Genomic DNA, 11,881 nt, shown 5'->3' on the forward strand with positions numbered 1-11,881 from the left:
ATAAAAAACTTTGAAATGAAATACGATATTATAGTTTTAGGAAGTGGACCTGGAGGATATGTTACAGCAATTAGAGCCTCTCAATTAGGATTTAAAGTAGCTGTAGTTGAAAAAGAAAACCTTGGTGGTATATGTTTAAATTGGGGATGTATTCCAACTAAAGCATTATTAAAATCGGCTCAAGTTTTTGATTATTTAAAACATGCTTCAGATTACGGATTAACTGTAAAAGAATTTGACAAAGACTTCCCAGCTGTTGTACAACGCAGTCGTAGTGTTGCTGAAGGAATGAGCAAAGGAGTTCAATTTTTGATGAAAAAAAATAAAATTGATGTAATTGACGGTTTTGGAAAACTAAAAGCTGGTAAAAAATTAGACGTTACCGATAAAGACGGAAAAGTTACTGAATACAGTGCTGACCACATTATTATTGCTACTGGAGCTCGTTCACGTGAGTTACCAAACTTGCCACAAGATGGCGTAAAAGTAATTGGATACCGTCAAGCAATGACATTGCCAACGCAACCAAAATCTATGATTGTAGTAGGTTCTGGAGCAATTGGAGTGGAGTTTGCACATTTCTACAATTCAATGGGAACTGATGTTACCATCGTAGAATTTATGCCAAACGTAGTTCCTGTAGAAGATGAAGATATCTCAAAACAATTTGAGCGTTCTTTGAAAAAAGCTGGAATCAAAATTATGACCAACTCTTCAGTTGAGCGTATTGATACTACTGGAAATGGAGTAAAAGCATTTGTTAAAACTTCAAAAGGTGAAGAAGTTCTTGAAGCTGACATCTTATTGTCTGCAGTTGGAATCAAAACTAACATCGAGAACATCGGATTGGAAGAAGTTGGAATCGCTGTTGACAGAGATAAAATCTTGGTAAACGCTTATAACCAAACTAACATCCCAGGATATTACGCTATTGGTGACGTAACTCCAGGACAAGCATTGGCTCACGTCGCTTCTGCTGAAGGAATTAACTGTGTAGAGAAAATTGCTGGATTACATGTTGATCCTATCGATTACGGAAACGTTCCTGGTTGTACGTATGCTACTCCAGAAATCGCTTCTGTTGGTTTGACTGAAAAACAAGCTAAAGAAAAAGGATACGAATTAAAAATTGGTAAATTCCCATTCTCTGCTTCAGGAAAAGCGAAAGCTGCTGGAACTCCAGACGGTTTTGTAAAAGTAATTTTTGATGCTAAATATGGTGAATGGTTAGGATGCCACATGATTGGAGCTGGAGTTACCGATATGATTGCTGAAGCAGTTGTAGCACGTAAACTAGAAACTACAGGACATGAAATCCTAAAATCAATCCACCCTCACCCAACAATGAGTGAAGCAGTAATGGAAGCCGTAGCTGATGCATACGGAGAAGTAATCCACTTGTAATAAAACATTTTTTATAAATTTAAAACCCGATTTGAATATTTCAAATCGGGTTTTTTGTTTTAATCAAAAATCAATAGATATAATCTTCATTCTATTTTGTAAATACCTAAATGTCAACTATATTTACTATAAAGTTTTAAAGAAATTACCATGCTACATAACAATATATTAGAAACCATTGGCAATACACCACATGTTAAAGTCAATAAATTATTTGGGCCAGATGCAAATGTTTGGGTAAAACTGGAAAAAACAAATCCAGGTGCCAGTATCAAAGACAGAATCGCTTTGTCAATGATAGAAGATGCCGAACAAAAAGGATTAATAAAAAAAGGAAGCACCATAATTGAGGCCACTTCTGGAAATACTGGAATTGGATTGGCTATGGTAGCTGCAGTAAAAGGGTATAAATTAATCTTGGTAATGCCAGATTCAATGTCAGTTGAAAGACGCCGATTGATGAGCATTTACGGAGCCGAATTTGTGCTTACTCCCCGAGAATTTGGTATGAAAGGCGCACTTGCCAAAGCTGAAGAAATAGCAAATGAAATTCCAAATTCGTGGATACCACTTCAGTTTGATAACCCCGCAAATATCGAAATCCATAAAACTACGACAGCACAGGAAATCATAAAAGCTTTTCCTAATGGCTTGGATTATCTTATTACAGGAGTTGGAACAGGTGGACACATCACAGGCTGTGCCGAAGTACTAAAACAACATTTTCCAAACCTGAAAGTCTTCGCTGTAGAACCGGAAGCATCTCCTGTTATAAGTGGAGGAACACATTCGCCCCACCCCATTCAAGGAATTGGAGCTGGTTTTATTCCAACCAATTTACATACTGATATTTTGGATGGAGCAATTCTGGTAAGCAAAGATGAAGCTTTTGAATATGCTCAAAGAGCAGCCAAAGAAGAGGGTATTCTTCTAGGAATTTCTTCTGGAGCTTCATTGGCTGCTGTAGCCAAAAAACTAAAAGAAATTCGAACAGGAGCCAAAGTCCTTACTTTTTGTTACGATACAGGAGAGCGTTATTTAAGCATCGAAGGTTTATTTGAATAAAAAGCAAGCCCCTCAATATCTAACCGATTTGCGAAAGCAGGTCGGTTTTTTTATTCTACAAATTATAAGCAAAGTCATTTTTAATTTCTTCCATCACAAAAGAACTCTGTACGTTCGAAATTCCTTTGATAACCGATAATTTATCAATGACAAACTTTTGATATTCATTCATATCATTGACAGCCACTTTCAATAAAAAATCATAATTCCCGGATACGTGGAAACACCCTGTGATTTCTGGCAATACAAGAATGTGCTGTTTAAAATCATCAATCAGCTCCCGGGAATGCACCGCCAAAGTCACTTGACAATATACACTGATTGATTTCCCAATTTTCGTAGCATCAAGCAACGCCACATAATTTTTTATAAATCCCTTTTGCTCCAGTTTTTTAATTCGCTCAAAGGTTGGAGAAACGGATAGCCCAACTTTTTCGGCGATTTCTTTTGTGTTTTGTTTCGCATCCTGCTGCAAAAGCATCAATATTTTTTTATCTATCGAGTCCATCTCAGAATAATTATATGGTTTTGAAAAAAGCAAGCACTAAATACAATACTAAAAAACTGAATTGCAATTCAAATTTAGAATTATATTTCGAATACTGTCACATATGCAGCATATTAAATCATTAAAAGTACATTTACAGTAAAATTGAACAGTATGCTACCTATTTCAGAATCACTATCCGAACAAGACAATCAACGCTTATTTGAGTTGGAACAATACATAGAAAACGCCAGAGATAATTTCTTGGGCTATCCTGTATCCAAAGATTTTGATTATTCAGAAATCAATCATTTTTTCAAATATCCAATCAATAATCTAGGTGATCCTTTTGAGGACTGCACCTACAAAGTACAAACCCATGAACTCGAAAGAGAAGTGGTTGGATTTTTTGCCAAATTATTCCGCGCCAATCCAAAAGATTATTGGGGTTATGTAACCAATGGAGGCTCCGAAAGTAACTTATACGGATTGTATCTTGCTCGCGAATTATATCCAAAAGCGATGGTCTATTACTCAGAATCGACCCATTACAGTGTTCGTAAAAACATTCACTTACTCAATATTCCGAGTATTGTAATTCGTTCACAGGAAAATGGCGAAATAGATTATGTAGATTTTGAAAATACCCTAAAAATGAATCGTCATAAGCCAGCAATTGTGTTGACTACTTTTGGCACAACTATGAAAGAAGCCAAAGACGACGTTTCCAAAATCAGGGATATTCTAAAAGGATTGGCCATACAAGACAGTTACATCCATTGCGATGCTGCCTTATCTGGAAGTTATGGTGCTTTTATGGAACCACGTTTTCCGTTTGACTTTAAAGATGGAGCCGATAGTATTTCAATCAGTGGTCACAAATTTATAGGTTCACCAATTCCAACCGGAGTTATTATCACAAAGCGTTCCAATAGAGATCGAATCTCAAAAGGGATTTCTTACATCGGTTCTTTGGACACGACTATTACTGGGTCCAGAAACGGTCATTGTCCATTGTTTTTATGGTATGCCATAAAAAAACTCGGTGTTGAAGGTTTAAAAAAGCGTTACTTACACAGCTTGGAAGTAGCTGAATATTGCGAACAAAGACTAAAAGATATCGGGATTGCAGCTTGGAGGAATCCAAATTCTATCACCGTGGTTTTCCCAAAAACTGCTGAGGAAGTTAAATCAAAATGGCAACTAGCCACTGAGGGTGACATCTCCCATATTATTTGCATGCCAAATGTAACCAAAGAACAAATTGACCTATTCATCAACGACGTAGAAAATTGCATTGAAAACCCAGAAGAATTGGCAGAATTTAATTTCTAAAAAAACACAAAGTCCATTAGAATGCCTAACGGTGTATAAGATTAGGTCAACTTAGCTTAAACCTACGCTGACTTAGCTTAAACCTACGTTGACGTAGCATAAACCTACGCTGACTTAGCTTAAACCTACGCTGACGTAGCATAAAGCTATGTTGACGTAGCATAAAGACACGTTGACATAGCATAAAGCTACGCTGACTTGCCATAAAGACACGTAAACGTACCTTTACCTTAAGTCTACTCTATTTTATGCTAAGTCGTAATTATAAAATAAATTGTACTTTAGTTTTATTATTTTCAATCATTAAAACCTAAAAATGAAAATCAAACTATCTCTAATATTTATTGCGATAATCAGTTACTTCAACGGTATTAGCCAAAATAAAGCCAAACATAATGATTTGCCAATTATCGGAACTTGGGAGCTCATTTCGGCGACTTCAACTCAGAAAGATTCCACTTTTTCTACTTTTGATCCAAAAGTAAAAATGATCAAAATTATCAATCCAGACCATTTTGCATTTTTCGTTCACGACCTGACTATGGGTAAAGAACCCAATCCAAAATTTTCTGCTGGTGCCGGTAGGTATACTTTGGTAAATGACACTTATACCGAATATTTGGAATATTTCTCCAACAGAGCCTGGGAAAACAACAAATTTGAATTTAAAGTTTCCATAAAAAATGATACACTTATTCAACAAGGTGTTGAGAAAGTAGAGAAACTGGGTGTTGACCGAATAATAACCGAAAAATACAAACGCATAAAAAAATAATCAATATTGTATTTTTAAAACAAATCATAAGGTCATTTCAATTGCAACCCACTATTTATGGAAAGAAAAGAAAAAATCCTCGACTGGGGGTATTTGAACAAATACAAAATCGAGAATGAACAGATTTTAGCTCCATTGTCTGGAGAAAAAAGGATTGTATTTTTTGGAGATTCCATAACCGAAGGCTGGAAAACTATTCATCCTGATTTTTTTATAGGTAAATCATACATCAATAGAGGCATTAACGGCCAAACGACCTCACAAATGCTCTTGCGTTTTAGACCGGACGTAATTGAACTGAAACCCAAAATTGTCGTTATTTTGGCTGGAGGAAATGATATTGCAGGAAATACTGGTCCAGCAACACCTGAAACAATCCTAGGAAACCTTATTTCTATGTGTGAATTGGCTAAAGCAAATAACATCGAAGTAGTTTTATGTTCGATACTTCCTGCTAATGATTTCCCTTGGAAACGAGGAATGGAACCCGCCGACAAAATCGAAGCATTAAATGCAATGATTTTGAAATATGCCAAAGCAAATGACATTGTATTTGTAGATTATTATTCGGCTATGGTTGATGAACGAAAAGGTTTAAAAGCATTTTATTCAGAAGATGGGGTTCATCCCAATAAAGAAGGATATCTCATGATGGAATCAATCGTTGAAATAATCATCAGTAATTAGCAATTAATGTGATATAATTTCAAAAAAATAGCGATTCTGTTATATCTTTTTGAACCTATATTTTTCAACGGCAATTAACCTAATTCTTTGGTCAAACCTTGTTATTTTTTCTGAAAAACACCTTACTTTTATCCTTTCAAAATTAACATACAATTTCATAATCATGACCAAAGATCTGATTGTTCAAAATATTAGTGCTTCAAAAAGTCATTTTTCTATACATTATGGCATAAAGACAAAAACAGAAGCCTTTACCGAAAAATTATTTTACACTTTATTTGATTCTGCTGCGCCACTCGAAAAAAGTATCGATGAGTTAGAAAAACAATTTAAAGAAATAGCTTCTTTGGCCTGCAAAAAGCCACAAGACTCGTGCGAAAGTGCCTGGGGGAATTTTTTGCACAAACTACCTTCTGTACTCGAAAAACTGAACAAAGACGCATCTTATATTTTAGAAAATGATCCTGCATCCAATAGTTTGGAAGAAATTTATCTTGCCTATCCAGGATTTTACGCAATTGCTATTTACAGATTAAGTCATGAGCTATATTTATTGGATTTGATGCTTTTTTCGAGATTAATGAGCGAATATGCCCATCGCATTACAGGAACTGACATTCACGCTGGAGCAACAATTGCATCTCCTTTTTTTATTGATCACGCCACTGGAATTGTAATTGGTGAAACGACAGTAATCGAAAAAAATGTAAAAATATATCAAGGGGTGACTTTGGGAGCGTTGAGTGTGAGTAAAAGCATGAAAAATTCCAAAAGACATCCTACCGTGGAGAGCGATGTTTGCCTATATGCCAATGCAACCATTTTGGGAGGAAAGACAATTATTGGAAAAAACAGCATTGTAGGTGGAAACTCATGGATCACCAAATCGATTCCTGCACATTCAATAGTATTGAATACTACCACAACCGAAGTTAAAGTAAAAGAGATAAAGAAAAATGAAAGTCTATAAACTAGTAGAATTAATCGGGAATACACCATTGGTAGAAACAACCCGTTTAGTAGCAAACAAAAACGTAAAACTTTTACTGAAACTTGAAGGAGACAATCCTGGGGGAAGTGTAAAAGACCGTGCTGCCTACAATATGATAAAATCGGCCATAGAAAGAGGTGATATCAAAAAAGGAGATAAATTAATTGAGGCAACGAGTGGCAACACTGGAATTGCTCTGGCCATGATAGCCCAATTATTCAATATAGAAATCGAATTGGTACTGCCCGAAGATTCAACCATCGAGCGTACGCAAACCATGCAGGCCTATGGCGCAACGGTTATTCAGACGCCTGCTGATCTAGGGATAATTGGTTCCAGAGATTATGCTGATAAAAAAGTAGCAGAAGGAGGTTACATTATGCTGAATCAGTTTGCGAATGACGACAACTGGAAAGCCCATTACAAAACCACGGGACCCGAAATATGGAATGATACTGACGGAACTGTTACCCATTTTGTATCGGCGATGGGAACTACTGGAACAATTATAGGAACCTCAACTTACTTGAAAGAGAAAAACCCAAATATTCAAATCATTGGAGCTCAACCTAGCGATGGTTCACAAATTCCAGGTATTAGAAAATGGCCACAAGAATATTTACCTAAGATTTTTGATGCCTCAAAAGTTGATTTAACCATTGATGTCAGCGAAGAAGAAGCCCGTGAAATGACAAAACGATTGGCCAAAGAAGAAGGTGTTTTTGCAGGTATGAGCAGTGGAGGATCTGTTGCGGTGGCCGTAAAAATTGCCAGCCAACTCGAATCGGGTGTGGTGGTTGCCGTTATCTGTGATCGCGGAGACCGTTATTTGTCTTCGGATTTGTTTGACTAAAAAAAGTTTCTAAGTTTCTGAGACACTAAGTTTCTAAGTCTTCTTTGACTTTTTAATCTCAATAATTTAGAAATTAACCACATTAATAAATTTTAGAAAAAAATATCAGTATCTCAGAAACTTAGCTTCTTAGAAACATAAAAAAGAAAAAATGAACTATCGTAAACTAGGAAAAACCAATTTCAATATTTCAGAAATCGCACTTGGCACTTGGCAAGTAGGTGGAAAATGGGGTTCTCCCTTTAATGATAAAACCGCAGACGAGTTAATCAATACTGCCATTGATAAAGGTGTTAATTTTATTGACACAGCCGATGTTTACGAAAATGGCTTAAGTGAAATTGCAGTTGGAAGAGTTGTTCGTTCCCGTTCGGAGCGAGTTTATATTGCTACAAAATGTGGAAGACACATCAATCCGCATATAAATGAAGGTTACCAACCAAAAGTATTGCAAAAATTTGTTGAAGACAGCTTGAATAGAATGGGATTGGAAACAATTGATCTTATTCAATTGCACTGTCCTCCTAACCAAGTATTCTACCGACCTGAAATTTTCGAAATGTTTGATCGTCTAAAAGACCAAGGGAAGATTTTGAATTTGGGTGTTAGTGTAGAAAAAGTTGAAGAAGCCTTAAAAGCAATTGAATATTCTAATGTAACCACAGTTCAGATTATATTTAACCTTTTCCGTCAACGTCCTTCTGAATTGTTTTTCAAAGAAGCTCAGAAAAAAGACATCGGAATTATTGCAAGAGTGCCATTGGCAAGTGGGTTATTGACTGGATTATTTGATTCTAAAACCACTTTTGGAGAACAGGATCATAGAAATTTCAATCGTGATGGAGCTGCTTTTGACAAAGGAGAAACGTTCTCTGGAATTAATTATGAGTTGGGACTAAAAGCCGTAGATGCTTTGAAAGCACTCTTCCCTGAAGCTACTAATTTAGCTCCTATTGCCCTGCAATGGATTCTGAGCTTTAACGAAATAAGCTGTATTATTCCAGGAGCTTCAAAGGAAAGCCATGTTTTGTCTAATCTGTCACTGTATGATTTACCGAAGCTGACTCCAGAGAAAATTTCTGCAATGAATGCCATTTACAAGGAATATATCAAACCACAAGTTCATCAACTTTGGTAAAATAGAACCATAAATGTTCAATAAAGCGAATTTCAAAGAGTGGTTTGACCGCTATAAATATTCGGAATTGGCGGCTTCAACTGCTGCATTACTAGCTTCTCAATTCAGCAGGATTTTTAGTGGCTTGATCACAGCATATTTGATTACGTTTGCCGAATATTTTGCGTTTTATGTTGTCATGATTTACAGATCCTATAAAGCATTAGCTGCCAAAAACAAACTCAACAACCAAAGCGTTACTATAAAAGAAATTGCTTTTTTAATTCGGAATTTATTTCTCGAATTTGGTTATCCCGCGGTTTTGGATTTCTTTTTTATTCGTCCGTTTTGCATGTATTGGATGCCCATATTGACAGGCAATTATTTCATCGGAATTATTCTTGGGAAAATTACTGCAGACAGTTTATTTTATTTTTTATCAATTGTCAATTATGAATGGATTAAAAAGAAAGAATAGAGCAGTTTTTAAAATCAAAAAATTATATAAAAACACAAAAGGTTCGGCTAAACAATAAACCGAACCTTTTGTTATTATATTAGATCGACTAAGCCAAAGTAACTGTAGTTGTTATTAGGTATTCAAGAAAAACATTTAGTTCAATATTAATATCAAAATTATTTAATCAAATGTTCCCTTACGCCTTCGTTGGTTATTGCAACCGGTTTTATAAAGCCCTTTTCATCAAAATGCATTTCTTCTATACACGTTTCTCTAGAATTCCCATCGGTTTCCGTAAGCGGTCTCCTATGGTAAACAATATAATACTTATTAGAATCTGGTGCTTTAATAATTGAATTATGACCTGCTCCCCTTGCTATTTTTGGATCTTGTTGCAAGATTTTACCAACTCGCTTGAATGGCCCCATCGGTGAATCTGCAATAGCATACGCCACACAGTAATCTGGTCCGGTCCAACCACCTTCTGACCACATGAAATAATATTTATTGTTTCGGATAAACATAAATGGCCCTTCAACATAATTTTCCGGAGTAATTTCTTTAAATAGAGTTTTGTCCTCAAAAGGGACAAAACCAGTGAAATCAGCTTTTAATTTTCCAATATTACAATGTCTCCATCCTCCATAAATTAAATAACATTGCCCATCTTTATCTCTAAACACAAATTGATCAATAGGTTGTGCTCCGTTATAAAATTTATCAACTAACGGTTTTCCTAAATAATCCTTATAAGGCCCTTCAGGTTTTGAAGCAACCGCAACTCCAATTCCTCCAACTTCATTATCGCTTTGAATATCGTTTGCACCAAAAAACAAGAAATATTTATTTTTGTTCTTAATAATCGATGGTGCCCACATAGCTTTTTTAGCCCATTTTACAGCGGCTGTGTCCAAAATTTTGTGATGTTTTGTCCAATGGGTTAAATCAGGAGAAGAAAAGGCATCCAAAAAAACTTGTTTTTCATATGGTGCTGAAAAAGTAGGATATACCCAATACGTTTTATCAAAAATAATTCCTTCTGGATCTGCATACCATCCTTTAAAAACGGGGTTATTGTTTATTGCTTTATCCAAAACTAAATTTTGCGCAATCATTTTTGAATAAGAAATAATAAAGAATAAGAATAAAATTCGTTTCATAATAGTTACGTTTTGTTTCAAAAGCAAAACAAATATACCAAACCGTTTTAGGTTAACAGATCCTTTTTTATATAAATATTACTTGACAACAATAAACAATTCCGCCCTAAACAGCTATGTTACTAACTAGTCATAAAGAATAAAAAAAACATTTAGGACAGTATTGACCTTACTTGATGAATCTGGCGAATCAGTGAATACCAAAACTAACCTAAATTACAAACTAAATCAGTCGCAAAAAACTTAGATCATTTTTTTTTACTGCTGTATAATAGCTTAAATCAAAGTAGCTTCTGTAGTAATTTCGGTATTGAATAGTTTTGAAATCGGGCAATTCTTTTCCGCTTTTGTAACTAATTCTTGAAAAATATCATCAGTTATACCGCTTATTTTGGCATTTACCGTTAAGTAAGAACCAATAATCGTTCCGTCAACCAAATTAATCACGCATTTCGTTTCTATGCTTTCAATTTCTGCAGTGGTTTCACCTATAAAAGCCGTGAGCTGCATCGTAAAACAACCTGCGTGAGCTGCAGCGACAAGTTCTTCCGGATTGGTACCAACGCCTTCGGCAAATCGGGATTTGAATGAATATTGAGTGTTTTCTAAAGTTGTACTTTGTGTTGTTAATTTACCGGCTCCTTCCATTAGGGAACCATTCCAAACTGCGGTTGCATTTCTTTTCATAATAATAGTCGTTTTTTAGTTTACTCAAATTTAGTTTTTAAATGAAAATCAGATTTTAGAAATAGATAATTTTAACTAAAATTTAATAATTGAGACCATCGTAACATACTGATTAACAATATTTTTCAAAACAACCTTTTTTTTATATTTTTTCCTTTATTGAATTATAGCTACACTTTTGGATGACATAATTCTCTTTTTTAATTTTATTACATTAGTAGGATTTATTTTCAAAAAAGACGCAACCTTTTTTAAAACAGGCATCTAGTTATTAAACAACTACTTATGAAAACCACAAAACTTATTTTCGTTATCTTTTGCATCACTTGTATCACTTTAACTAGCTGTAGTTCTAATGAAGACGAAATTCCTCAAACTGGAGAGCCCTTCTGGAGAGCCAACTCATTACAATTTTATTACAGTAATGATACTAATACCGATTTATTGGACTTAAATAACAATCCCATTTTTCCTGTCACTTATGAAGAATCGTACATTCCTTCTGACCTCCCGCCAATAACTAATCCATTGAGATATAATTATAAAGGAGGCATAATAGAATATGAATCAAAAATGCAGAAATACTACTGGAGCACCCTCATAGCAGGAAAACAAGGTTATCAAAACAATAGAATTTTTGTCAGGATTTCTGAAAAAGATACTGATACTATCGATGTGAAATTTAAATTCAAAAGAGAAGCTATGAACGGTAGCAATGGGATTTATGCCTATATAGATAAGCTCTATTATAATAGAACTTTAATTCTGGAAGAAAACTCAAAACCAGATGCCTCGATAGAACATAATAAGAGAGTTTATATTCAAAAGAAAGGAAATAAAACAGTAATATTGAAATAGTT

Annotated in this window: 13 protein-coding genes; 10 read left to right on the forward strand and 3 right to left on the reverse strand. The window is 35.0% G+C overall.

Going from position 1 to position 11,881, the window contains the following annotated elements; all coding sequences use genetic code 11:
• Positions 1 to 15 precede the first annotated feature (15 nt).
• Complete coding sequence (lpdA, locus tag J2W95_RS00975; protein WP_310003008.1) at positions 16 to 1,404, forward strand: dihydrolipoyl dehydrogenase; 1,389 nt, start codon at positions 16 to 18, stop codon at positions 1,402 to 1,404.
• Positions 1,405 to 1,554: 150 nt separating this feature from the next.
• Complete coding sequence (cysK, locus tag J2W95_RS00980) at positions 1,555 to 2,469, forward strand: cysteine synthase A (RefSeq protein ID WP_310003010.1); 915 nt, start codon at positions 1,555 to 1,557, stop codon at positions 2,467 to 2,469.
• A gap of 55 nt (positions 2,470 to 2,524) precedes the next feature.
• Here cysK and J2W95_RS00985 read toward each other — a convergent pair whose 3' ends face one another.
• On the reverse strand, positions 2,525 to 2,977 hold the full coding sequence (locus J2W95_RS00985) for an Lrp/AsnC family transcriptional regulator (protein WP_310003011.1): 453 nt from the start codon (positions 2,975 to 2,977) through the stop codon (positions 2,525 to 2,527).
• 153 nt (positions 2,978 to 3,130) lie between these two features.
• Here J2W95_RS00985 and J2W95_RS00990 point away from each other — a divergent pair, with 153 nt between their 5' ends.
• The 7 genes from J2W95_RS00990 to J2W95_RS01020 all read left to right on the forward strand — a co-directional run bounded on the left by J2W95_RS00990 (position 3,131) and on the right by J2W95_RS01020 (position 9,192).
• Positions 3,131 to 4,291 (forward strand): histidine decarboxylase, encoded by a 1,161-nt coding sequence (locus tag J2W95_RS00990; protein WP_310003013.1) that lies wholly within the window; start codon positions 3,131 to 3,133, stop codon positions 4,289 to 4,291.
• A gap of 316 nt (positions 4,292 to 4,607) precedes the next feature.
• Positions 4,608 to 5,066, forward strand: a complete 459-nt coding sequence (locus tag J2W95_RS00995; RefSeq protein ID WP_310003014.1) for a hypothetical protein — start codon at positions 4,608 to 4,610, stop codon at positions 5,064 to 5,066.
• A 57-nt stretch (positions 5,067 to 5,123) separates the two neighbouring features.
• Positions 5,124 to 5,753, forward strand: a complete 630-nt coding sequence (locus J2W95_RS01000) for an SGNH/GDSL hydrolase family protein (RefSeq protein ID WP_310003016.1) — start codon at positions 5,124 to 5,126, stop codon at positions 5,751 to 5,753.
• A 163-nt stretch (positions 5,754 to 5,916) separates the two neighbouring features.
• The gene (locus tag J2W95_RS01005) at positions 5,917 to 6,723 is read left to right on the forward strand and encodes a serine O-acetyltransferase (RefSeq protein WP_310003018.1); all 807 of its coding nucleotides are present in this window, start codon (positions 5,917 to 5,919) and stop codon (positions 6,721 to 6,723) included.
• A complete protein-coding gene (cysM, locus tag J2W95_RS01010; protein WP_310003020.1) occupies positions 6,710 to 7,597 on the forward strand; it encodes a cysteine synthase CysM in 888 nt (295 codons plus the stop codon). The genes J2W95_RS01005 and cysM overlap by 14 nt, the downstream gene beginning before the upstream one ends.
• Positions 7,598 to 7,748: 151 nt before the next feature.
• A complete protein-coding gene (locus J2W95_RS01015; RefSeq protein WP_310003022.1) occupies positions 7,749 to 8,735 on the forward strand; it encodes an aldo/keto reductase in 987 nt (328 codons plus the stop codon).
• A 13-nt stretch (positions 8,736 to 8,748) separates the two neighbouring features.
• Positions 8,749 to 9,192 (forward strand): hypothetical protein, encoded by a 444-nt coding sequence (locus tag J2W95_RS01020; RefSeq protein WP_310003024.1) that lies wholly within the window; start codon positions 8,749 to 8,751, stop codon positions 9,190 to 9,192.
• 158 nt (positions 9,193 to 9,350) lie between these two features.
• On the opposite strand, the gene J2W95_RS01025 is transcribed toward J2W95_RS01020, so the two are convergent.
• Both J2W95_RS01025 and J2W95_RS01030 read right to left on the reverse strand, forming a co-directional pair.
• A complete protein-coding gene (locus J2W95_RS01025) occupies positions 9,351 to 10,334 on the reverse strand; it encodes a glycoside hydrolase family 43 protein (RefSeq protein WP_310003025.1) in 984 nt (327 codons plus the stop codon).
• Positions 10,335 to 10,610: 276 nt separating this feature from the next.
• Positions 10,611 to 11,021: an OsmC family peroxiredoxin gene (locus J2W95_RS01030; protein ID WP_310003027.1), complete on the reverse strand. Its 411-nt coding sequence runs from the start codon at positions 11,019 to 11,021 to the stop codon at positions 10,611 to 10,613.
• 285 nt (positions 11,022 to 11,306) lie between these two features.
• Between J2W95_RS01030 and J2W95_RS01035 the strand changes: the two genes are divergently transcribed.
• Positions 11,307 to 11,879: a hypothetical protein gene (locus J2W95_RS01035; protein WP_310003029.1), complete on the forward strand. Its 573-nt coding sequence runs from the start codon at positions 11,307 to 11,309 to the stop codon at positions 11,877 to 11,879.
• The last annotated feature ends 2 nt before the right edge of the window (positions 11,880 to 11,881 follow it).

The organism is Flavobacterium granuli, assembly GCF_031456055.1.
Lineage (GTDB): Bacteria > Bacteroidota > Bacteroidia > Flavobacteriales > Flavobacteriaceae > Flavobacterium > Flavobacterium granuli_A.

Excerpts from the sequence above, each read along its gene's own strand:
- J2W95_RS01025 (WP_310003025.1), bottom strand. The coding sequence starts at position 10,334 with ATGAAACGAATTTTATTCTTATTCTTTATTATTTCTTATTCAAAAATG.
- J2W95_RS00990 (WP_310003013.1), top strand. The coding sequence starts at position 3,131 with ATGCTACCTATTTCAGAATCACTATCCGAACAAGACAATCAACGCTTA.
- lpdA (WP_310003008.1), top strand. The coding sequence starts at position 16 with ATGAAATACGATATTATAGTTTTAGGAAGTGGACCTGGAGGATATGTT.
- J2W95_RS00985 (WP_310003011.1), bottom strand. The coding sequence starts at position 2,977 with ATGGACTCGATAGATAAAAAAATATTGATGCTTTTGCAGCAGGATGCG.
- J2W95_RS01005 (WP_310003018.1), top strand. The coding sequence starts at position 5,917 with ATGACCAAAGATCTGATTGTTCAAAATATTAGTGCTTCAAAAAGTCAT.
- J2W95_RS01035 (WP_310003029.1), top strand. The coding sequence starts at position 11,307 with ATGAAAACCACAAAACTTATTTTCGTTATCTTTTGCATCACTTGTATC.
- J2W95_RS01030 (WP_310003027.1), bottom strand. The coding sequence starts at position 11,021 with ATGAAAAGAAATGCAACCGCAGTTTGGAATGGTTCCCTAATGGAAGGA.
- J2W95_RS00995 (WP_310003014.1), top strand. The coding sequence starts at position 4,608 with ATGAAAATCAAACTATCTCTAATATTTATTGCGATAATCAGTTACTTC.
- J2W95_RS01020 (WP_310003024.1), top strand. The coding sequence starts at position 8,749 with ATGTTCAATAAAGCGAATTTCAAAGAGTGGTTTGACCGCTATAAATAT.
- cysK (WP_310003010.1), top strand. The coding sequence starts at position 1,555 with ATGCTACATAACAATATATTAGAAACCATTGGCAATACACCACATGTT.
- J2W95_RS01015 (WP_310003022.1), top strand. The coding sequence starts at position 7,749 with ATGAACTATCGTAAACTAGGAAAAACCAATTTCAATATTTCAGAAATC.
- J2W95_RS01000 (WP_310003016.1), top strand. The coding sequence starts at position 5,124 with ATGGAAAGAAAAGAAAAAATCCTCGACTGGGGGTATTTGAACAAATAC.
- cysM (WP_310003020.1), top strand. The coding sequence starts at position 6,710 with ATGAAAGTCTATAAACTAGTAGAATTAATCGGGAATACACCATTGGTA.